General features: G+C 73.0%; 22 protein-coding genes. 9 read left to right on the plus strand and 13 right to left on the minus strand.

Going from position 1 to position 21,251, the window contains the following annotated elements; translation table 11 throughout:
- Positions 1-142: 142 nt before the first annotated feature.
- Together J3P41_RS19235 and J3P41_RS19240 are read left to right on the plus strand one after the other, a co-directional pair.
- The gene (locus tag J3P41_RS19235; protein ID WP_210649526.1) at positions 143-838 is read left to right on the plus strand and encodes a hypothetical protein; all 696 of its coding nucleotides are present in this window, start codon (positions 143-145) and stop codon (positions 836-838) included.
- A gap of 10 nt (positions 839-848) precedes the next feature.
- Positions 849-1,613, plus strand: coding sequence for an IclR family transcriptional regulator (locus J3P41_RS19240; RefSeq protein ID WP_210649527.1), 765 nt, complete (start codon positions 849-851; stop codon positions 1,611-1,613).
- 36 nt (positions 1,614-1,649) lie between these two features.
- Here the strand turns inward: J3P41_RS19240 and J3P41_RS07380 are convergent, their stop codons facing one another.
- Genes J3P41_RS07380 through J3P41_RS07400 form a run of 5 tightly spaced genes read right to left on the minus strand, consistent with a single transcriptional unit; the run spans position 1,650 to position 5,501 of the window.
- Entirely contained in the window at positions 1,650-2,612 is a 963-nt protein-coding gene (locus tag J3P41_RS07380) for an ADP-ribosylglycohydrolase family protein (protein ID WP_210649528.1), read from the minus strand.
- A gap of 19 nt (positions 2,613-2,631) precedes the next feature.
- Complete coding sequence (locus tag J3P41_RS07385; protein WP_210649529.1) at positions 2,632-3,114, minus strand: ADP-ribosyltransferase domain-containing protein; 483 nt, start codon at positions 3,112-3,114, stop codon at positions 2,632-2,634.
- Positions 3,111-3,575 (minus strand): hypothetical protein, encoded by a 465-nt coding sequence (locus J3P41_RS07390; protein WP_210649530.1) that lies wholly within the window; start codon positions 3,573-3,575, stop codon positions 3,111-3,113. The genes J3P41_RS07385 and J3P41_RS07390 overlap by 4 nt, the downstream gene beginning before the upstream one ends.
- The gene (locus J3P41_RS07395) at positions 3,572-5,176 is read right to left on the minus strand and encodes a putative T7SS-secreted protein (protein ID WP_210649531.1); all 1,605 of its coding nucleotides are present in this window, start codon (positions 5,174-5,176) and stop codon (positions 3,572-3,574) included. The genes J3P41_RS07390 and J3P41_RS07395 overlap by 4 nt, the downstream gene beginning before the upstream one ends.
- Position 5,177: 1 nt before the next feature.
- Positions 5,178-5,501 (minus strand): hypothetical protein, encoded by a 324-nt coding sequence (locus J3P41_RS07400; RefSeq protein ID WP_210649532.1) that lies wholly within the window; start codon positions 5,499-5,501, stop codon positions 5,178-5,180.
- 154 nt (positions 5,502-5,655) lie between these two features.
- On the opposite strand from J3P41_RS07400, the gene J3P41_RS07405 reads away from it, so the two are divergent.
- The 5 genes from J3P41_RS07405 (at position 5,656) to J3P41_RS07425 (ending at position 12,123) form a co-directional block, all read left to right on the plus strand.
- Positions 5,656-5,976 (plus strand): WXG100 family type VII secretion target, encoded by a 321-nt coding sequence (locus tag J3P41_RS07405; RefSeq protein ID WP_210649533.1) that lies wholly within the window; start codon positions 5,656-5,658, stop codon positions 5,974-5,976.
- Positions 5,973-6,272 carry a hypothetical protein gene (locus tag J3P41_RS07410; protein WP_210649534.1) on the plus strand — a complete coding sequence of 100 codons (300 nt, stop codon included), beginning with the start codon at positions 5,973-5,975 and terminating at the stop codon, positions 6,270-6,272. The genes J3P41_RS07405 and J3P41_RS07410 overlap by 4 nt, the downstream gene beginning before the upstream one ends.
- Positions 6,273-6,400: 128 nt before the next feature.
- Positions 6,401-9,898 carry a heterodisulfide reductase-related iron-sulfur binding cluster gene (locus J3P41_RS07415; protein ID WP_210649535.1) on the plus strand — a complete coding sequence of 1,166 codons (3,498 nt, stop codon included), beginning with the start codon at positions 6,401-6,403 and terminating at the stop codon, positions 9,896-9,898.
- 743 nt (positions 9,899-10,641) lie between these two features.
- A complete protein-coding gene (locus J3P41_RS07420; RefSeq protein WP_210649536.1) occupies positions 10,642-11,184 on the plus strand; it encodes a toxin-antitoxin system HicB family antitoxin in 543 nt (180 codons plus the stop codon).
- A gap of 96 nt (positions 11,185-11,280) precedes the next feature.
- On the plus strand, positions 11,281-12,123 hold the full coding sequence (locus J3P41_RS07425; RefSeq protein ID WP_210649537.1) for a DUF4097 family beta strand repeat-containing protein: 843 nt from the start codon (positions 11,281-11,283) through the stop codon (positions 12,121-12,123).
- 138 nt (positions 12,124-12,261) lie between these two features.
- On the opposite strand, the gene J3P41_RS07430 is transcribed toward J3P41_RS07425, so the two are convergent.
- Positions 12,262-13,248: a YafY family protein gene (locus J3P41_RS07430; RefSeq protein ID WP_210649538.1), complete on the minus strand. Its 987-nt coding sequence runs from the start codon at positions 13,246-13,248 to the stop codon at positions 12,262-12,264.
- 99 nt (positions 13,249-13,347) lie between these two features.
- On the opposite strand from J3P41_RS07430, the gene J3P41_RS07435 reads away from it, so the two are divergent.
- A complete protein-coding gene (locus J3P41_RS07435) occupies positions 13,348-13,803 on the plus strand; it encodes a VOC family protein (protein ID WP_210649539.1) in 456 nt (151 codons plus the stop codon).
- An 83-nt stretch (positions 13,804-13,886) separates the two neighbouring features.
- Here J3P41_RS07435 and J3P41_RS07440 read toward each other — a convergent pair whose 3' ends face one another.
- From J3P41_RS07440 to dcd, 7 genes are all read right to left on the minus strand, one after another.
- Positions 13,887-14,585 carry a GAF and ANTAR domain-containing protein gene (locus J3P41_RS07440; protein WP_210649540.1) on the minus strand — a complete coding sequence of 233 codons (699 nt, stop codon included), beginning with the start codon at positions 14,583-14,585 and terminating at the stop codon, positions 13,887-13,889.
- Positions 14,586-14,745: 160 nt separating this feature from the next.
- Positions 14,746-15,684 (minus strand): siderophore-interacting protein, encoded by a 939-nt coding sequence (locus tag J3P41_RS07445; protein WP_246861483.1) that lies wholly within the window; start codon positions 15,682-15,684, stop codon positions 14,746-14,748.
- Positions 15,681-16,580 (minus strand): ABC transporter ATP-binding protein, encoded by a 900-nt coding sequence (locus J3P41_RS07450; RefSeq protein WP_210649541.1) that lies wholly within the window; start codon positions 16,578-16,580, stop codon positions 15,681-15,683. The genes J3P41_RS07445 and J3P41_RS07450 overlap by 4 nt, the downstream gene beginning before the upstream one ends.
- Positions 16,577-17,638 (minus strand): iron ABC transporter permease, encoded by a 1,062-nt coding sequence (locus J3P41_RS07455; RefSeq protein ID WP_307861872.1) that lies wholly within the window; start codon positions 17,636-17,638, stop codon positions 16,577-16,579. Before J3P41_RS07455 ends, J3P41_RS07450 begins: the two co-directional genes overlap by 4 nt.
- Positions 17,635-18,669, minus strand: coding sequence for an iron ABC transporter permease (locus J3P41_RS07460; protein WP_307861873.1), 1,035 nt, complete (start codon positions 18,667-18,669; stop codon positions 17,635-17,637). The genes J3P41_RS07455 and J3P41_RS07460 overlap by 4 nt, the downstream gene beginning before the upstream one ends.
- Positions 18,670-19,710 carry an iron-siderophore ABC transporter substrate-binding protein gene (locus tag J3P41_RS07465; RefSeq protein ID WP_210649542.1) on the minus strand — a complete coding sequence of 347 codons (1,041 nt, stop codon included), beginning with the start codon at positions 19,708-19,710 and terminating at the stop codon, positions 18,670-18,672.
- Positions 19,711-19,793: 83 nt separating this feature from the next.
- A complete protein-coding gene (gene dcd / locus J3P41_RS07470; RefSeq protein ID WP_210649543.1) occupies positions 19,794-20,369 on the minus strand; it encodes a dCTP deaminase in 576 nt (191 codons plus the stop codon).
- Positions 20,370-20,461: 92 nt separating this feature from the next.
- Here dcd and J3P41_RS07475 point away from each other — a divergent pair, with 92 nt between their 5' ends.
- Entirely contained in the window at positions 20,462-21,223 is a 762-nt protein-coding gene (locus tag J3P41_RS07475) for an SGNH/GDSL hydrolase family protein (RefSeq protein WP_210649544.1), read from the plus strand.
- The last annotated feature ends 28 nt before the right edge of the window (positions 21,224-21,251 follow it).

Consider the following 21,251-nt stretch of genomic DNA (forward strand, 5'->3'; position numbering starts at 1 on the left):
TCGAGTTTCCCCGGCTAGCCGGGGATCGCAACATCGCCCACCGCCCCCCGCCCGGGCGGGGGAGGCGCGGCAACGCGGCGCTGGACACCGCGCCCGGTGCTGCCAGACTGAGGGCATCCCTGTGAGCTGAAAGAGGAAATCCGTGACCACGACCACGTACATCGTCATCGCCGTCATCGTCCTGGTCCTCCTCGCCGCGGCGGCGTTCCTGCTCCGCCAGAGGAAGCGCAAGGCCGACATGGCCCGCGCCGACGAGTTGCGGTCCCGGGCCGCCGCCGAGGCGCAGGCCACCCTCCCGACGGTGCAGCAGCGCGCCGCCGAGGCGGACGCGAAGGCCGAGCAGGCCCGCGCCGAGGCCGCGCGCGCCGAGGCTGAGGCCGAGGCCGCTCGGGTCGAGGCCTCCCACGCCGAGGCCGAGCACGAGGCCCAGCTCCGCGCCGCCGACCGGCTCGACCCGCGCGTCGACCACCGGGCGGACGACTACACGCCCCAGGTGCCCAGCGCGGCCGACCAGCAGCAGGCACCGACGACCGCCGCCGAGGCCGCCGCGGCCGACCGGCAGCCGGAGCCGGCCGCCGACGCGGACCCCGCCGTCACGACCGGCGACGAGCGTACGAGCCACGCGAGCGCCGGCACCCCCACCGGAGGCAGCCACGCCGCACCTCCCGCCGACACGAGCACCGACACGAGCGCCAACCCGAGCGCCGAGACCCCGAGCAGCGACACCCCGAGCCTGCCCCGCCGTACGCCGGGCGCCCAGGAGATGCCCGGCAAGCCGATCGAGACCGACGGCGGCGGCGGCTGGTTCACCCGCAAGGACGGCGGCGGCACGGCCTGAGCCCGTGCCGGTGAGCCAGGTCCCCGCCGCGACGCGCGCGCTCCGGGTCCTGCGCTTCCTGGCCACCCAGGCCGACCCGGTCCCCCTCGACCGCATCATGCGGGCGTGCGAGCTGCCCCGCAGCACGGCGTACCACCTGCTCAACACGATGATCGACGAGGGCTTCGTCGTGCACCTGCCCGACGAGCACCGCTACGGCCTCGGCGTCGCGGCCTTCGAGGTCGGCAGCGGCTTCACCCGCCAGGAGCCGCTGGCCCGCCTGGCCCGCCGCCCGCTGGCCGAGCTCGTCGACCGCACCGGCCACGGCGCCCACCTCGCGGTGCTGCACGGTCGCGACGTGCTGTACGTCATCGAGGAGCGGGCGCCCGGCCGGCCGCCGCTCGTGACGGACGTCGGCGTACGCCTGCCCGCGCACCTCACCGCCTCCGGGCGGGCGATCCTGGCCGCGCTGCCGGCCAGCCAGGTACGCGCCCTCTACCCCGACCGCGACGCGTTCGTCGACCGCCACGGCAAGGGTCCGACCTCGCTGAGCGCCCTGCGCACCGTCCTCGCCGCCACCCGGCAGCGCGGGCACGCCACGGAGGACGGCGAGGTGACGCCGGGGCTGCAGAGCGTGGCGGCGGCGGTGCTCGACCACAGCGCGCACCCCGTCGCCGGGGTGGCAGTGACCTTCCCCAGCGACGACGGCGCGGACGTCGCGGTGACCGCCGCCGCGGTCAGCGCAACGGCGGCGAGGCTGACCCGGCGGGTCAGCGGCCGGACCTCCGGCACCTAGCCGGACGGACGGACCCCAGAGCCGCCGGCGGAGGCGTCAGGTCGCGGCCACGCGCCGCGCGAGGGCGCGCAGCCCCGCTGCTCGCAGGCCCGGCCAGCCGTGGACGTCGGCGAGCCACTCGTCGGGCAACGCCGAGGCGCCCCAGCGGGCGCCGAGCAGCGCGCCGGCGATGGCGGCCACGGTGTCGGTGTCGTCGCCGGCGTGCACGGCAGCCGTCAGGGAGGCGACCACGGGCGACCCCGCTCCGGCGGGATGGCGCAGCGCCGACCACGCCGCCTGCAGTGCCGCGACGACGTAGCCGTTGGGCGCGAACGCCTGCGGCGGGCGCGCCTCCGCCTCCGCGACCCAGGCGGCCCACTGGTCGCGCCGCGCCGCCGGCAGCACCTCGACCAGGTCCGCGAGGTCGGGCACCGCGCCCCCGCGGACCGCGTGCCGGATCGCGTGGCACCACAGCACGCAGGCGTCGCCCGCGACGGGGTCGGGGTGCGTGAGGTCCGAGACGGCCCGGGCGTGCGCCGTCAGCGCGGCGGCGTCGTCGAGGTACGCGAGCGCCACCGGCGCCGTACGCATCAACGACCCGTTGCCGGCCGTCCGGCCGGTGCGGCGGTGGAGCTGCCAGGCCGCCTCCCGCGCCTGCTCCGCCGGCCGCGGCGCACCCGGCCGCACGGCGGAGAGCACCTGGCGCGTCTGGGTGCCGACGTCCGAGGCACCCTCGCGCAACCACGCGACCCAGCCCTCGACGACCCGGTCCAGCGCCTGCTCGTCGGCGAGGCCCCGCTCGGCGGCCACCTGGGCGATGACGACCGCCATCTGCGTGTCGTCGCTCCACTCCCCGGGCGCGTAGGGCCCCAGACCGCCGCCGATCATCCGCGGCGCCTCGGTCGCGGCCAGCGGCGCCGAGCCGAACTCGTACGGCACCCCGAGCGCGTCGCCGCACGCCGAGGCGACCAGGACCCCCTCGATCCGGTCGGCGCGGGCCGCGTCGAGGTCGTCGGTCATCGCCGCACCTGCGGTGGCCTCACGCGATGTCGCCGGCGAACTTGCCCGGGATCGGCGCCGGTACGTCGGGTCGCAGCCCGGCCTCCAGGACCGCGCGGCCGATCTCCTCCAGCACCGCGTCGAGGTCGACCGGCTCCGGCTCGCCGCCCGCGGGGTCGAACTCCTCGACGACCGTGACGCCGAGGTCCCGCACCCGCACCCGGGTCACCAGAGTCAGGACGGTGCCGGGGAGGAACACGACCTCGCGCTCGTGGCGGGCGGCCGAGAACTGCTCGATGGAGCGGCCGGTCCTGCTCAGCACGGCGTACACGGCGTCGGTGGAGAAGTTCTCCGTGGCGACCCGGGGGTCACGCGAGGTGGACAGCAGCGCCTGCGTGACGTGAGTGCGTCCCGGCCACCGCTCGTGGCTGCGCGCCTCGCACCCGCGGAACACCACGCCCTCGTGGGGCGGGAGCTGCTCCAGGGTCGAGAGCAGCCTCTCGAGGTCGGGCGTCTGCGTCACGGCTGTCCTTCCATGTTGGTCTGCAGGGTCCACTCCTCGGCGGCCGAGGTGCCGTCGACGGGACGGTCGACGGGACGCGCGACGACCGGTACCTGCAGTGTCTCGACGCGCACCCGGCCGTTGGCCTTCGGCGCCCACTCGTGCCCGTCGGCGCGGCGGCAGGCCCACTGCGCGCCGTCGAGCTCGACCAGCAGCTCGTCGGCGCCCCGAGCCGGACGGACACCGCCCAGCGTGCCCTCCACCTGGGCGCCGTCACCCCTGTCGACCAGGACCCGGCGCCCCGGCGAGGTGTGGAACTCGTAGGCGACGACCTCCCAGTGGGGGTGGTCGTCGCGCTTGACCCGGCTGATCTCGGGCAGCGGCTTGTCGGCGTTGGCCGCGCGGGACTCCGCCCACTTGCGCTCGGCCCACTCGCGGATCTGCTCCGGACTCATCGCGTCCAGGTCGTCGGCGCTGCTCATCTGACCTCCCTGACCACCAGCTGGCGGACGCCGTCAGGCCCCGGCGTGTTGCTGAGCACCTCGAACTCGGTGCCGCCACGGAACAGGATCTCAGCCTCCGACCTCGCCGCGGAGAACGGGCCGACGTTGCTGCCCGAGTGACCCTCGATGGTGATCCGCGTCGGGTTGTCCTTGCCGAGGTTGATGAACCCCTCGGCGACGTTGGCGTTGGTCGAGCTGCTGGTGAAGGCGCCGTCGGTGAGGGTGCCGCCGTTGTTGATGCGCTCCACGACCGAGTCGGGCAGGTTGGTGCCGCGATAGGTCGTGCCCTCGTAGTTGGGCAGCTGGTCGAGGCCGCGGTTGGTGGCGTCGATCCGGTCCTGGACGGCCGGGTCGATGGGCCCGTCGCCGCGCATCGCGCTGTTCATGGTGTCGTAGCCGTCGTCGGTCGTGTAGTCCCAGATGCCGCGGATGCCCTCGCGGTCCAGCTCCGGGTGGGCCCGGCTGACCTCGTCGAGCCACGGCTCCAGAGCCGGGTCGTCGAGGTGGCGCCACGTCCCCTGCGGCCCCTCGGGCGCGTTGTCGTACCTGTTGAGGTCACCGATGTCGTCCAGGCGGTTGAGGTCCGAGAGGTTGTCCAGCCTGTTGAGGTCGGACAGGTTGTCGAGCCGGGACAGGTCCGCGAGCCCGTCGAGGATGTCGGCCGTGCCCTTGACGCCCCTCGTGGCGAGCGCGCCGGTGCCGGCGGTGGCGGCCGCCGCGATCGCGTCGGGCACGAGGTGGCCGATGGCCCGGGCCGGGTCGTCGGCCCACGTGTCCCAGTCGAGGAGGCTCTTGCCGAGGTTCTTGCCGAACCCGACCGGGTCGGTCGTGAGGCCGGTGTAGATGCCCTGCGCCATCTCTACGGCGTTCTCCGCCGAGAGCTCGTACTTCTCCATCAGCTCCTCCGGCGTGAGGTCGCCGGTGGCCAGCTTGTAGGCGTCGATGACGAGGTTCACCGGGCTGAACGGCACCATCGTCAGCAGGTCCCAGACGGCCTCGCCGGCTCCCTCCAGGATGCCGCCGACGAACTTGAGGCCCGACTCGAGCCAGTTGGGCTCCTCCGGGGCGTCCGCGCAGCCGGCGCGCACCTCACCGGCGCACACCTGGGCGGCGCTGTCGAGGTCAGCCCGCGCCGAGGCCAGAGCCTTCAGCGCCTCCTGCTGGATCGGGTCGCCCCAGTCGTGGAACGGCTCGGCCTGCTCGGTGCCGCCGCTGCTCCAGTAGGAGCGCATCCGGTCCATGTAGGAGCTGTACTGGCTGCGGGCGTTCTCCGACTCGCGCTGGCCGCGCTCGTACTCCGCCTTCGCCTCGGCGGCGCGGCGCTGCACGTCCTCCAGCACCCCGGCGTACGTCGTCAGCCCGGCGGCCGCCTTCTTGAAGCCGTTGCCGGCCTTGTACCAGCGCTCGGGCTCGAGGTCGTGGGCCTCGCGGAACTCGTCGGCGGCCCGGCCGGTCCAGCCGGAGACGTCGATCTTGGACAGCGCCTCGCCGGTGTCGTAGAAGAGCTGGCCCTTCTGCTCCATGGTGAGCGCCTTGGCGCGGATGTTGCCGGGATTGCCCTCGACCTCGAAGTCCGGCATCTCAGAGCACCTTCACCGCGGCGATCGTGCCCTTGAGGGCGGACAGGGCGTCGTAGCCGGCCTTGTCGGTCTCGAAGTAGTTCATCGCGATCTTGCCGAGCCGCCCGGCCATCTCCTCGACGTCCTGGCAGAGGTTGTTGACGCCCTCCTCCCAGCGGTTCTTGAACTCGTCGAGGGCGTCCCAGACGACGTCGCTGCCGACGTCGCCCTTGCCGGGGACGAGGTCCTCGACGTCCTTGTCCTTGAACAGCTGGAGCGTGTCGTTGAGGCCCTGGGCGGCCTTGCCCATGCTCTCGAGGTCGACTTCGTAGTCGTAGGACGGCATGGCTCACCGATTCCCCGGGACCCCGCGACCCAAACCCGGGGCGCGGCCACCCGAGGTCCGGTCGGCGTCCGTGCCAGGTCCGGGTCGGATGACGGATTAGGCCCGTGGACACGCGGGTAGGAAGGGGGCATCAACTCACGGAAGGAGGCGGCCCGTGGCCGTCGGACTTGTGTACGCCGAGATGCAGGCCGCCGCGCAGGCCGCGGCCGACGCGGTGGAGCCGCTGCAGGAGACGCTGCGCGCGCTGGGCGCCACCATCGAGACCGAGGCGGGCTCGGGCTTCAAGGGCCAGGCCGCGGCGGGGTTCGGCGAGGCGATCAACGCGTGGTTCGACGTCGCGGTGACCCTCGGACCGATCCTCGAGGGCTACTCCCAGAGCCTGATGTACGTCGCGCAGGAGCACGCCACCAACGACGTCGCGCAGGCCGAGCGAGCCGGCCAGCTCTCCGACCGCCTCGGGGGTGGTCCCCGATGAGCGAGCGCGGCCTCGTCGTCCACCAGGGCTCGCTGTCGGCCATCGAGACCGCGCTGGCCGACGCCACCACGGCGATCAAGAAGCAGATCGACGACCTGCTCGAGGAGGTGAAGCGGCTGACGCCGGGCTGGGACGAGACGAGCGAGTCGCACATCGCGCACCTCGAGCACCAGCAGAAGCTGCGCGACGGCGTGGAGAAGCTCACCGAGGCCCTGGACCAGGTGAGGTCGAAGGTCGCGACGTACCGCGAGGACGCCCGCGAGATCGAGCTGGAGAACGTCGCCATCGTCAACTGAGGGCACCGTCGCTCCCGGTTGAAGTTACCTGCGGGTAGGATTCTTCTCACCCGTACGTGCCCTGCCGTCGCCCCGACAGGCGGCCCTATGCTCCGGCTCTGTACGCCCCGACCGAGGAGCCGTCCCCCATGCAGATCTTCGCGATCGTCCTCTCGTTCGCACTGACCCTCGCAGCGCTGGCCGTGCTGGTCCCGGCCGTCCGTCGGATGCTGGGCGTGATCCGCGCGGGACAGCCGGCTCCGGGGCGCAGCGACAACCCGGTCGGGCGTACCGCGACGATGCTCAAGGAGACCTTCCTCCACACCCGCATGCTGCAGCGGCCGTGGATCGGCGTGATGCACTGGTTCGTCTACGCGGCGTTCCTGTTCCTCAGCACGGCCGTGCTGGCGGCGTACTTCCAGCTGTTCGAGCCGTCCTTCGCGTGGCCGCTGATCGGCCACTGGTACCCGTACGAGTGGTTCAGCGAGGCCATCGGGCTGCTCAGCACCGTCGGCATCGTGTTCTTGATCCTCGTCCGCCAGCGCCACCACCCCCGCACCGAGGGCCGCGGGAGCCGCTTCTTCGGCTCGACCTTCTGGCAGGCCTACTTCGTGGAGGCGCTGGCGCTGCTCGAGGGTGCGGCGATCCTGTTCGTGCGCGCCGCCGAGTGGAAGCTCGACGAGGACGCCGGCCGCAGCCACTACCCGATCGCGTCGTGGATCGGCGACGCGTTCTACCCCAACTCCCCGCAGGCGCTCGAGAACACCATCTACGCCATCGCCGCGTTCAAGATCGCGCTGGCGATGGTCTGGCTGATGGTGATCGCCCGCAACCTCACCATGGGCATCGCGTGGCACCGCTTCACCACCTGGTTCAACATCTGGTTCAAGCGCGAGGCCGACGGCAGCACGGCGCTCGGCGCGATGAAGCCGCTCACGTCCCGCGGCAAGGCCATCACCCTCGACGACCTCGACGACCTCGACGAGGACGCCACGCTGGGCGCGGGCACGGTCGAGGACTTCTCCTGGAAGGGCATCCTCGACTTCACCACCTGCACCGAGTGCGGTCGCTGCCAGTCGCAGTGCCCGGCCTGGAACACCGAGAAGCCCCTGTCCCCCAAGCTGGTCATCACCAGCCTGCGCGACCACGCCTACGCCAAGGCCGACGGCGTGGAGGCCCACACCGAGCGGCAGCTGGTCGGGGTCGGCTCCAAGGGCGAGACCGCTGGCGCGGGCGCCGACGTGCTCGACTACTTCTACAACCCCGCCGACGGCGACTTCGTCATCGACGAGGACGTGCTGTGGAGCTGCACGTCGTGCGGCGCCTGCGTGCAGCAATGCCCTGTCGACATCGAGCACGTCGACCACATCATGGACATGCGGCGCTACCAGCTGCTCGTGGAGTCGAACTTCCCCGCCGAGCTCAACCAGCTGTTCAAGGGCCTGGAGAACAAGGGCAACCCCTGGAACATGTCCGCCACGGCGCGGATGGACTGGGCCAAGGGCCTCGACTTCGACGTCCCGGTCGTCGGTGAGGACCTGGAGTCCCTGGAGTCCGTGGACTGGCTGTTCTGGGTGGGCTGCGCCGGGGCGTACGAGGACCGCGCGAAGAAGACGACCCGCGCGGTCGCCGAGCTGCTCGACATGGCCGGCGTCTCGTTCGGCGTGCTCGGCAACGGCGAGACCTGCTCCGGTGACCCGGCGCGCCGCGCGGGCAACGAGTTCGTCTTCCAAGGCCTGGCGCAGCAGAACGTCGAGACCTTCAAGGAGTACAAGGTCAAGAAGGTCGTCTCGACCTGCGCCCACTGCTTCAACACGCTGAAGAACGAGTACAAGGACTTCGGCATCGAGCTCGAGGTCGTGCACCACACGCAGCTGCTCAACCGCCTGGTGCGCGAGGGCCGGCTGACCCCGGTCAAGGACGGCGCCGGCGCCGCGAAGCGCTCGATCACCTACCACGACCCGTGCTTCCTCGGCCGCCACAACCAGGTCTACTCGCCGCCGCGCGAGCTGCTGCAGGTGCTGCCCGGCGCCGAGTACGTCGAGATGGAGCGCAGCGCCGAGCGCTCGTTCTGCTGCGGCGCCGGCGGTGCGCGCATGTGGATGGAGGAGAACCTCGGCGAGCGCATCAACGTCAACCGCACCAAGGAGGCCGTCGGCACCGGTGCGGACCAGATCGCGGTCGGCTGCCCCTTCTGCCGGGTGATGCTCTCCGACGGGCTCACCCTGCAGCAGAGCAACGGCGAGGCCCGCGAGGAGGTCGAGGTCCTCGACGTCGCGCAGATGCTGCTGGCCTCGGTCAAGGGCGAGCAGGCGACCAAGGCCGCCCCCGGGGTGGCCGCCGCAGCGTCCACGTCCGCCGTCGCATCTGCGTCGGCCACCGACGTGGCGACCAAGGACGAGCCTGAGGCCGGTGACGTCACCGTCACCGACAACACCGTGACCGAGACTGCCGACGCGGGCCCGCTCGCCAAGGCGTCCGGCGGTACGTCGCTGTTCGACACGCCCGCTCAGGACGCGCCCTCCTCCGGTGGCTCGCTGTTCGACACGCCTGCCCAGGACGCGCCCTCCTCCGGCGGCTCGCTGTTCGACACGCCTGCCCAGGACCCGCCCTCCTCCGGCGGCTCGCTCTTCGACACGCCTGCCCAGGACCCGCCCTCCTCCGGCGGCTCGCTCTTCGACATCCCCGCCGACGGGACCGCCTCGGACGAGGAGCCGGCCGAGCCGCGCGACGCCGAGCCGGCCGAGCCGCGCGACGCCGAGCCGGCCGAAGAGCCGACCGCCTCCGCGTTGACCGACCTGGGCGCGGGCGGCTCCCTGTTCGACATCGGTACGCCGAGCGAGCCGGAGGTGGCCGCCGCCGAGCCCGCCAAGACTGCCGAGCCGGAGCCGACACCAGCCCCGACCACGGGGTTCGGTGGAAGCGGTTCGCTTTTCGACATCGCCGCTCCGGAGCCAGCTGCGGCGCAGCCCGTTGCACCCGACGTCGCAGGGGCCGGCTCGCCCGAGCCGACGCAGGCGTCGGGGTCGGCGTCGGCCGAGCCGACCCAGGCCGAGGCCACCGCCCAGCCCGGGGCAGTCAGTACTTCCTCGGCACCCACCACGGACGCCGACCTGTCGAGCCTGGGGTCCCTGTTCGACCTCGAGGCTCCGGCGGCCGAACCGGCCCCTGCCCCCGCCACCGAACCCGAGGCCGCGGCCGAGGCCGAGGCCGAGGCAGCCGAGTCCGAGCCGGAGGGCGCGCCAGCGGCCGCCCCGGACGCGGCTGCGGCGACACCCACGCCGAGCACCGACGTCGACCTGAGCAATCTCGGCTCGCTGTTCGACCTCGAGGCCCCGGCCAGCGCGCCGGCACCGGAGGCACCCGAGGCACTCGCGTCCGATCCCGGGCCCGCCGAGCCGGCGACCCAGCCGGCGGCCGAGGCCGAGGCCGCTGCGCCGGAGTCCGAGCCGGACCCGGATCCCCAGCCCGCGCCTGAGGCCGAGGCCGCATCGCCGGATTCCGAGCCGGAGCCGGAGCCCGACGCCGGCTCCGAGGAGTCGCCCGCGGAGACGAAGAACGAGCCGGCACCGCGCTCCGATGCGCCCGGGCACACTCCGCGTACGGACGTCGACATCAGCGGTTCGGGATCCCTCTTCGACCTCTGATCTGGGCCCGCCCGCCTCCGGCGGCCGCCCCGCGCCAGACCGCCCGCGCGGCTGTAACGCCGTGTTACTGCTTGTACCCACCCCCTTCCACGGGGGTGACTAGGTGGCGTAACGCGGCGTTACATGGGCCGTCGACGACGTGGGCCCGGTCGCTCCCCCAGCGGTGCCCCAGCCACATCCCAACGCCTCCCGATGTGGCTCACACACCGCCACCCCAGCCGCGCCCCCGGCTCGCTCCCCCAGCGGTGCCCCAGCCACATCCCCACGCCTCCCGATGTGGCTCACACACCGCCACCCAAGCCGCGCAGCGCGGCCGCTCGCCGAGCGGTGCCCCAGCCACATCCCAACGCCTCCCGATGTGGCTCACACACCGCCACCCAAGCCGCGCAGCGCAGCCGCTCGCCGAGCGGTGCCCCAGCCACATCCCAACGCCTCCCGATGTGGCTCACACACCGCCACCCAAACCGCGCAGCGCGGCCGCTCCCCCAGCGGTGCCCCAGCCACATCCCAACGCCTCCCGATGTGGCTCACACACCGCCACCCAAACGGCGCAGCGCGGCCGCTCCCCCAGCGGTGCCCCAGCCACATCCCAACGCCTCCCGATGTGGCTCACACACCGCCACCCCAGCCGCGCGTCGGCGGCCCGCTGAACCACACCCAGCGCCGCAGCGCCGAGCGCCGGGGGCAAGGATGATGTCACATGGGCGTTGACATGGCATCACAGTGATGTCACACTGGTGCACATGGACATCACCCCGTACGTCGACACCCTGCGCCGCGACCTGGTCGCCGCCGCCGAGGCGGGCGGCGACGTGCTCAAGCAGGCGGCCGAGCGGCTGGCCTTCGCGCTCGACCCGAGCGCCCGGCTCGCGCTGATGGAGGCCATCTCCCACGCTGCCGCGGAGATCACCGCCGAGCTCCCCGAGGGCAGCGTCGACGTACGGCTCGTGGGCCGCGAGCTCGACTTCGTCGTCGAGGTCGCGCCGCCCACCGCGGCACCGGTCCCACCCCCGCCGCCGGCGCCGCCGGCCGTTCCGGACGAGGACGACGGCGACCTGGCCCGGATCACCCTTCGCATCCCCGAGGCCGTCAAGGCCCGCGCCGAGGAGAAGGCGGCCGCCGCGGGACAGAGCCTCAACACCTGGCTGGTCGGGGTCGTGCGCAGCGCGACCAACGAGCACGCCATCAACGTCGACATCGACCTGAGCAGCGTCCCCTTCGTCGGCTACGACCCCTTCGCCGCCAACCGCAAGCAGGGCAATCGCCGGATGACCGGCTGGCTCTGACCCGTCCCGGGACCTGAGGGTCCCGCCCACCGCATCAGCGGACCGGCATCGCCGGCCCGTCGGACGAACACACCCGCAACCGAACCGGAGCGCCCCGTGAGCAACCACCTGGACCTCGCCTTCGACACCCCCGAACCGATCGACCTGTACGTCGAGAACGGCCGCGGCACGGTCGAGGTGACCGCCACCGGCACCACCCAGACCACCGTGCGCATCACCAGTGACCGCGCCGACGAGTACGACGTCCGCGACCTGAGCGACGGGCACGGTCCCCGCCGGATCGGGATCATCGCCCCTCGTTCCGGCGCCTTCGGCAAGGACCCGCGCGCCGAGATCGTCGTCGAGGTGCCCGTCGCCAGCGGCCTCCAGGCCAAGGTCGGGAGCAGCGACCTGGCGGCGCGGGGGCGCTTCGCCGACACCCGCGTCGACAGTGGGTCGGGCGACGTGTCGCTCGACGTCGTCGACGGTGACACCGTCGTCCAGACCGGCTCGGGCGACCTCGCCGCCCGGCACCTCGCCGGCGAGGCCCGCCTCAAGAGCGGCTCCGGCGACATCCTCGTCCACCTCGCCGACTCGAGCCTGGTGATCACCACCGGCAGCGGCGACGTACGCGTCGAGGCGGCGCGCGACGGGCTCGCCGTGAAGACCGGCTCAGGGGACGCCCACGTCGGCCAGCTCGGTGGCGACGCCGTCTTCACCACCGGCTCCGGCGACCTCGAGGTCGACCGGGTGGCGGCGGGACGCGTGACCGCCAAGACAGCCAGTGGCGACGTACGCATCGGGGTCGCGGCCGGCACGCCGGTGTGGACCGACATCAGCACGGCCAGCGGCCGCCTGTCGTCGCACCTGCCCAGCACCGGCGAGCCGGCCGCCGACCAGCCCTACCTCGAGGTCCGGGCCACGACCGCCTCGGGCGACGTGACCCTCCACCAGAGCTGACCCATCCACCAGAGCCGACCCATCGACCCGAGAGGAGCAGACCGTGTTCGACTCACTCACCGAGATCGAGATCATCGCGCGTCATCGCATCGCCGAGCGCGTGCGCTACTCGCCCCGCACCCCCAAGCACCGCTGACCTCACCTGCCAGCGGCCGTGGCACTGAAGCGCTCCGCCAAGGTGGCGAACGCGGCGACGAGCTCAGGCGGTTCCACCACCTCCATCGAGACCTCGAACCGCCCGAAGGACGCGGCCAGCGAGCCCCAGGACCACGAGCCGGCCTCGAGGGTGCACCGGCTCTCGTCGACGACCCGGACGGTTCCGTCGCCGGCGAAGGGCAGGACGTCGCCCGCGGGCAGGTCGAGCAGGACAGTGCCGCGACACGGCCACTCGTTGACGTCGCGTCCCTTGAACCGGGCGGCCACGAACTCGTGCACGTCACCCCCCGGCACGTCGCGCGGGCTGAAGCGGGGACCGGTCGGAGTGCGCGGCCTGATCCGGTCGGCGCTGAACAGGCGCCAGTCCTCCCGGTCGAGGTCCCAGGCCAGGAGGTACCAGCGGCCCTGCGCGGTCACGATGTGGTGCGGCTCCGCGCGCCGCGGAGGCTTCGTCGGCTCCTCGTCCGCACCGGCGTCACGCGCGGCGTAGTCGAAGCGCAGCACCTCGCGAGCGCGGACCGCGTGGGCGAGCGAGACGAGCACGCCCGCGGACATCCTCGCCGGCGTCCCGCTGCCGACGCGAGCGGGCAGGGCGGTGACCTCGATCGCGTCGAGACGGTGCCGCAACCGTGAGGGCATCACCTGGCGGATCGTCGCCAGTGCTCGGATCGCACCCTCCTCGATCCCGATGCCCGCGGCCGGCGCGGTCTGCAGCGCGACGGCCACCGCGACGGTCTGGTCGTCGTCGAACAGCAGCGGGGGAAGCTCGCTACCCGCGTCCAACCGGTAGCCGCCTGCCGGTCCCAGGGTCGCGTGGATGTTGTAGCCCATCTCGCGCAGCCGGTCGACGTCGCGGCGAACGGTCCGGTCGGTGATCCCGAGCCGCTCGGCCAGCAGCGGACCCGGCCAGTCCCGGCGCGTCTGCAGCAGCGACAGCAGGTTCAGCAGTCGGGACGTCGTGGTCGTCATGGCCCCAGTCTCGTCCCCGTCCAGGACCAAACCTGTCCTACACGCGCGCGACAGTGGGTCGGGCGGCCATCCGGGCCGCGTATCTCACGAGGAGCAGCCATGACCATCCAGACGACCACCCACCTCAACTTCCGTGGCGACGCGCGCGCAGCGCTCGAGTTCTACCGTTCCGTGTTCGGCGGGCACACCGTCATCAACACCTACGCCGACTTCGGCATGCCGAAGGACGTCCCCGGCGCCGACAACGTCGTGTTCGGCCTCGTCGCCTCCGACACCGGCTTCCGCGTGATGGCGTATGACGTCCCCGGCGAGACCGGCGGCACCATCCTCGGCGGCACCTCCACCCGCCGGGAGAACAACACCACGATCACCGACCAGGCGGTGTTCGTGTCCATCAGTGCCGACACGCTCGAGGAGGCGCAGGGCTACTGGGACGGGCTCGCGGTCGGGGCCACCGTCGTCGAGCCCCTCGCGGCGTCGGCGTGGAGCGCCGGCTTCGGGATGCTCACGGACCGCTTCGGCGTCACCTGGAGCGTCGGCGTCACTGCTTCCTGACCGGCTCCCGCTCCGAGCGTCGCCGCGGCACGAGCGCCCCGGTCCGTCCGATCAGCGGACGCGGCCGGGGCCCACCGCGGTGCCTACTCGCGAGGCCGGTACTGCTCGTCGGCCTGGTCGACCACTTCTTGCGCGATGTCCCGGATCTTGATGTTCGAGGTGGAGGAGGCGCGGACCAGGAACTGGAACGCGCGGTCGCTGGTGATCTCGAAGCGGGCCATCGTGAGCCCGATCGCCTCGCCGATGATCGTCCGGGTCGCGAGGGCTTGGTTGAGGGTGTCGTGCTCGATCGCCTGCCCGAGCGCGATCGTCGCATGACTGGCGAACAGCTCACCGATCTCGCAGGCGCCCTCCTGCAGCTCCTCGGACTCGGTGCTGTAGAAGTTCAGCCCACCCATGGCGTGGTCGTCGACGTACAGCCGGAAGGCGAGCTGCGCGCGGACTCCGCGAGCCACCGCCTCCGGGACGTAGCGGGGCCACCGCTGGTCGTGGCGCAGCCCGGGCGCGCTGATGGAGGGTTCGGTGCGGATGGAGTCGACGCACGGACCCTCCGTGAGCCGGTACTGCACGTCGTCGAGCTCCCAGACGAGCTGGCTGGTCGCCGCCTTCGTCTCGATCCCGTCCTTGCGGACCACGGAGATGCCGACGTGGTCGAAGCCGGGCACGGACGTCCGGGCGGCGTTCACGATCGCGTCCAGCGTCTCGTCGAGGTCGTGGGGGGCGCTGATGGCGCGGGCCGCTTCGGCCAGGGAGCGCGCGACGTCGGTCGATGAAGGAGACACAGGTGGACCTCCTCTGCTGCTTGCATCGAGGAGACGCCGCTACGCGTCGGATCCCGAACTCGGTGATGACTCGCCATGGTGCGTTCGGGCCACAGTACGCCCCACGGAGCCGCGGCACAGCCCGTCGAGCCGGAGCGACCCGCCGGCACCGCCGGCGTCGTCAGGACCGCATCGCCACGCCGCGGCGCCAGTAGCCCATGAAGGCGACCTGACGCCGGTCGAAGCCGAGCTCGTTGACCAGGTGGCGACGCAGGCCGGTGACCACCTTCGACTCCCCCGCGATCCACGCGTACGTGCCGCTGGGCCCGGCCTCGTCGGTCGCGACCTCCTCGCCCGAGGAGGAGTAGTACGGCGTCTCCCACAGGTCGGGGTCCACCTCGTCGGGGGCCACCTCGACCTGCGCGCCCGGGATGCCCAGGTGAGCCACCACGGCGTCGTGCAGCCGCTGGCCGAGCTCCGCGCCCTCGCGGGCCAGCCACACCACCTCGACCCCCGCGGGACCCTCGACATCCTGCACGTCGCCGGCGACCGGCACCTCCAGGAACGCGGTGCCCCGGGCGTCGGCCGGCAGCTGCTCCAGCACGGAGCAAATCGCGGGGACGGCGGTCTCGTCGCCGACCAGCAGCAGGTCGACGCCGGGCGAGGGGACGAACTCGATGCCGCCGTAGGGGTAGCCGCGGCGCGGTGCCAGCATGACGATGCGGTCACCGACTGCCGCCTTCGACGCCCACGTCGACCCGGGCCCGACGAGGTCGCCCTCGAGGTGCAGCACCATGTCGACGATGAAGGTGGTCCGCGCACCGGAGCCCCGCACGTCGCGGATCGTGTACGTGCGCATGTGCCCGCGCTCGCTGGCCGGCCGGTCCAGCCACGTCGCCAGCCAGGACTCGTCCGCATCATCGGTCGAGGTGATGCCGCCGGTCACCGGGTCGGGGAAGATCAGCTTGATGCGCTGGTCGTAGCGCGGGCCGTCGACGCCGAAGTGCGCCAGCTCGGGGCTGCCGAGCTCGACGCGGACGAACGAGGGGCTCAGCCGTTCGACCGAGACCACCTCGACCTCGGTGAACAGCATGGGCAGGACGGACGAGGTCACGGTCATCGGGTCTCCTCGGAGGACGGCTGGGGGTGCTGCTGGGACTGCTGTTGGGACTGCTGGTCGGGAGCGGGCGCGTCGTGGCGTCGCGGCCGGTGACGGCCCACCGGCACGACCATCGGCGTGTGCGAGACGGGGTCGTCGATCACGCGGTTGTCGAGGCCGAACACCGTGCGTACGACGTCCTCGGTGACGACCTCGTGCGGCGTGCCCTCGGCGACGATGCGGCCGGTGTGCAGCGCGACGAGGTGGTCCGCGTAGCGCGCGGAGAGGTTCAGGTCGTGCAGCACCATCACGATCGTGGTGCCGCGGCGGGCGTTGAGGTCGGCGAGCAGGTCCAGCATCTCGACCTGGTGGGCGACGTCGAGGTACGTCGTCGGCTCGTCGAGCAGGAGCAGGTCGGTGCCCTGGGCGAGCGCCATGGCGATCCAGACGCGTTGGCGCTGTCCGCCGGAGAGCTCGTCGACGACGCGGTGCGCGAGGCCGAGGGTGTCCGTGAGGGTCAGCGCCTCGGCGACCGCGTCGTCGTCCTCGCTGGTCCAGCGGCCGAACGCGCCGTGGTGGGGGTGGCGGCCGCGGCCGACCAGGTCGACGACGGTCACCCCCTCGGGGGCGACCGGGTTCTGGGGCAGCAGTCCCAGGGTGCGGGCGACCTGCTTGGTCGGGAGCCGGTGGATGGCCTCGCCGTCGAGCAGCACCGACCCCGAGTGCGGGCGCAGCAGCCGCGCCATGCCACGCAGCAGCGTCGACTTGCCGCAGGCGTTGGCGCCGACGATGACGGTGATCCGGCCGTGCGGCACCGCCAGGTCGAGGCCCTGCACCACGGCGGTGTCGGTGTAGCCGAGCGTGAGGTCGCTCGCCCGCAGCCGCGCGGTCTGGTCGGGGTCGGCGGTCACGGTCATGCCGCCCTCCTTCCGGTGCGGCCGCGTGCGAGCAGCCAGAGCAGGAACGGTGCGCCGAATGCGCCGGTGACGACGCCGACGGGGAGGTTGAGGTCGGCGAAGGCGTAGGCGCCGACGTGGTCGCCGGCCAGGACGATCACCGCGCCGACCAGGCCGGCGGCCAGCAGGCTGGTGCGCCCGCCGTTGAGGGCGCGGGCCATCGGCCCGGACAGGAAGGCGACGAAGGCGATCGGTCCCGCCGCGGCCACGCCCACGGCGACGAGGAGCACGCCGAGCAGCATCAGGACGTCGGCTCGGGCGCGCCCGACACCCAGGCCGGCCGCCGCGTCCTCCCCGAGCTCGCTGGCCGGCAGCGACCGCGCGGTCCACGCGGTGGCCGGCAGGAGCACCGCCAGCGCGATCGCGAGCAGGCCGATGGTCGACCAGGCGACGCCGTTGACGCTGCCGGTGAGCCAGCGCAGCACCAGCTGGACGTCGTACTCGTCGACGCGGGTGAAGACGTACTGGATGACCGACTGCATGGCGGCCGCGAGGCCGATGCCGGCCAGGACGAGACGGAAGCCGCCGTGGTCGCCGGCCACGAGGCGCACCGCCAGCGCGACGGCCAGGGCACCCGCGACGGCGGCGGCCGAGACCGGCCAGCCGGTCCAGCCGGCCAGCGCGATGGCGCACACCGCGGCGGCACTCGCGCCGAGGCTCACGCCCACGATGTCGGGACTGGCCAGGGGGTTGCGCAGCGTGGTCTGGAAGATCGCGCCGCCGATGCCGAACGCCAGGCCCGCGAGCACGGCGAGCACGGCGCGCGGCAGCTTGGACTCCCAGACGATGTACGTCGCGCCGGGGATCTGCTCGCCGCCGAGGATGCGCACGAAGTCGGGGATCGTGACGGTGTAGTCGCCGAGCAGGACGCGCACCGCGAAGGCGCCGACGAGCACCACGACCAGGCCGGCCCAGAGCCGGCGCAGGTGGCGTCGCGGCGCGCGGCGCGCCCGGCGTACGACGCCGGCAGCGTCGACGGTCCCGGACGGGACGGCGGGGCGGTCCACGGCGAGCGTCACAGGGAGCTCCCCGCGCGGCGGATGAGGACCATGAAGGCCGGCACGCCGACGGCGGCGGCCATGATCCCCACCTGCACCTCCGAGGGCGGGAGGACGACGCGCCCGGCCGTGTCCGCGAGGACGACCAGCGCCGCCCCGGCCAGCATGGAGAACGGCAGCACGCGGGCGTGGTCGGGGCCGACGAGGCCGCGGACCACGTGCGGGACGACGAGTCCGACGAACGCGATGGGGCCCGCGAGGGCGGTGGCGGTGCCGGCCAGCAGGACGATGGCGAGGGCGATCACCAGCCGGTCCCGGGTGGTACGACGCCCCAGCCCGCGGGCCAGGTCCTCCCCGAGGGCCAGGGTGTTGAGCAGGCGGGCCCCCGTCAGCGCGAGCAGCGCGCCGACGAGGAGGAACGGCAGTCCGGCCAGCAGCACGTCGAACCCGCGGCCGGCGATGGTGCCGACCTGCCAGTAGCGGAACGTCTCCACGGTCTTGCGGTCGGCCAACAGCAGTCCGGTGGTCCAGCTGGTGAGGCCGGCGGTGAGGGCTGCTCCGGTGATCGCGAGCTTCATCGGAGTGGCGCCGTCGCGGCCGAGCGAGGCGATCGCGTGCACGAGCGCCGCGGCGAGCGCCGCACCGAGGAACGCGGGCGCCAGGAGCTCACCCGTCGCGGACAGGCCGAGGGTGCTCATCGCGACGACCATCGCGAAGGTCGCGCCGGCGTTGACGCCGAGGATGCCCGGGTCGGCCAGCGGGTTGCGGGTCAGGCCCTGCATCAGCGCCCCGGCCAGCCCCAGCGCCGCACCGACGGCCAGGCCGAGCACGGTCCGCTCGAGGCGCGCCTCGACGACCGGCCGCAGCGGGTGGCCGGCGTCCCACAGCGCGGTGGGCGGCACGGCTCGCGCCCCGACGACGAGCGAGAGCACGCCGGCACCGACCAGCACCGCGATCGCGATCGCGGCGCTGGCCGGCAGTGCGGGCCGACGCCTCGGGTCTCCCCCCAGTGGGCCGGAGGCGACGTCCCGCGTCGGGACGAGGGCGGTCACTCAGGTGCCCTCGATGGCCTCGACGACGTGGGGGAGGAAGTCGCTGACGATGACCGGGATCGACAGGGGCGTCGGGTTCGTCGCCGCCATGGTCGTCTCCATGTCGGTCTCGGCGTACCAGTGGCCGCCGGCGATCGCGGGGATCTGGCTCAGCAGCTTGTCGTTCTCGATCGTCTCGATGCTCTCCGCGGAGTCGACCCAGGTGAGGAACACGTCGGAGTCCAGCTCGCTGGACCGCTCGGCCGACACCATGCCGTAGAACTCACCCGGCTTGACCGACTCGGCGACGACGGGGGCGTCGACCATGCCGAAGTCGTGCATCAGCGCCACCCGCGGGTCCTCGGGCGCGTACATCCCCACCGACGAGAGGTCGGTCGCGGCGAGGTAGCCGTAGATGAGCTCGGCGCCCTGCAGCTCGGGGTGGGCCTGCGTCGCCTCCTCGATCGTGGCCTCGGTGTCGGCGGCGACCTCCTCGGCGATCGCGGTGCGGCCGAGCGCCTGGCCGACCATCTCCAGCGACGTGCGCCAGTCGGTGGTCCAGGGGTACTCCGGGTAGGCGACCACGGGCGCGATCTTGGACAGCTTGGCGTACTCCGCCTCGGTGACGCCGGAGTTCGTGGCGAGGATCAGGTCGGGCGCGAGCTTCGCGATCTCGTCGACCGGGGCGCCGTCGGCGTCGTCGTAGCGCACCGGGGCCTCGGCGCCGGCCTCCTCGACGGCGGCGTCGAACCAGTCGGTCGAGCCCTCCTCGTTGCCGCCCCACGCGATCTTCGTGGCGCCGACGGGGATGACGCCGAGCGCCACGGCGTGGTCGTGGTCGGTCCACCCGAGCGTGGCCACGCGCGTCGGCTCCGCCTCGATGGTGGTCTCGCCGAAGGCGTGCTCGATCGTCACGGGGAACGCGTCCGCGTCGACGGACGTGGTGGCGGTCGGCTCCGCGGCGGTGTCGCTGGCGCTGCCGGTGGCGCCGGTGCTGCACCCGGCGAGGGCGGCGACCAGGACGGTGGCGGCGGCGAGGGGCGCGGCAAGGCGTTGCTTCATGAGGACTCCGTGGGCGGGGGTGGGGGCTACTTAGGGCAGCCTAACCTCTCCTCGCCCGATCGGAGCATCGCGGCGTACGCCGGTCAGATCGGCGTGCGGTGGAAGCCCTGGAACGACCGGCTCGGAGTGGGGCCGCGCTGGCCCTGGTAGCGAGAGCCGTACTTCTCCGACCCGTACGGGTGCTCGCTGGGCGACGTCAGCCGGAAGAAGCAGAACTGGCCGATCTTCATGCCGGGGTAGAGCTTGATCGGCAGCGTCGCGACGTTGGCGAGCTCGAGGGTGACGTGCCCGGAGAACCCGGGGTCGACGAACCCCGCCGTGGCGTGGGTGAGCAGCCCGAGCCGGCCCAGCGACGACTTGCCCTCCACGCGCGCGGCGATGTCGTCGGGCAGCGACACGACCTCGTACGTCGAGCCCAGGACGAACTCGCCCGGGTGCAGGATGAACGGCTCGTCGCCCACCGGCTCGACCTCGCGCGTGAGGTCGGACTGGTCGGCCGCGGGATCGATGTGGGGGTAGCGGTGGTTCTCGAAGACCCGGAAGAACCGGTCGAGGCGCACGTCGACGCTGGAGGGCTGCATCATCGCGGGGTCCCACGGTTCCAGCGCGATCCGGCCGGCGTCGATCTCAGCGGTGATGTCGCGATCAGAGAGCAGCACGCGGCCAACCTAGGGCATGTCCCCGTGCGACGGGACCGCGTCGCGCTTCCCCGGCTGTGCGGCGCCGCCGGCCGGTCGCCACAATGGGGGCCGTGACCTTCCACCGCTACGTCGCCCTCGGCGACTCCTTCACCGAGGGCGTCGGCGACCCCGACCCGACGCGGCCCAACGGCCTGCGCGGCTGGGCCGACCGCGTCGCCGAGGTGCTCGCCGAGCAGACCGACGACTTCGGCTACGCCAACCTCGCCATCCGCGGTCGCAAGCTCGGCCCCATCGTCGCCGAGCAGGTCGAGCCCGCCATCGCGCTCGAGCCGGACCTGATCACCATCCACGGCGGCGGCAACGACGTGCTCCGCCCCCGGGTCGACCTCGACGCGCTCGCCCGGACGTACGACGACGCGATCGCGCGGCTCACCGCGACCGGCGCCCGCGTCGTCATGTTCACGATCTTCGACCCCGGCAGCGGCGGGATCTACGGGCCGGTGCGCGGCCGGATGGCGATCTTCAACGAGTGGGTGCGCGAGATCGCCGACCGGCACGGCGCCACCCTCGTCGACATGTGGCGGATGCGCGACGTCGAGATCGCCGGCGTCATGGACACCGACCGGATGCACCTCAACAGCTCCGGGCACACCCACATCGCGCACGCCGTCCTCGAGGCGATCGGCGTCGAGCACTCCCTCGAGCCCGTCACCGTCGAGCCGCTGCCCGTGCTGGGGCGGCGCGAGACCTGGGCCGCCAACGTGCAGTGGACCCGCGAGTTCCTCGTGCCGTGGGTGCACCGCCGGGTCACCGGCCGCTCCTCGGGCGACACCGTCTCCCCGAAGCACCCCCGCCTGTCGAGCGTCCGGTAGCCCGGGTCCGGTATTGTTCGGCCCGCCG

It is taken from the genome of Nocardioides sp. SYSU D00065 (assembly GCF_017916425.1).
Lineage (GTDB): Bacteria > Actinomycetota > Actinomycetes > Propionibacteriales > Nocardioidaceae > Nocardioides.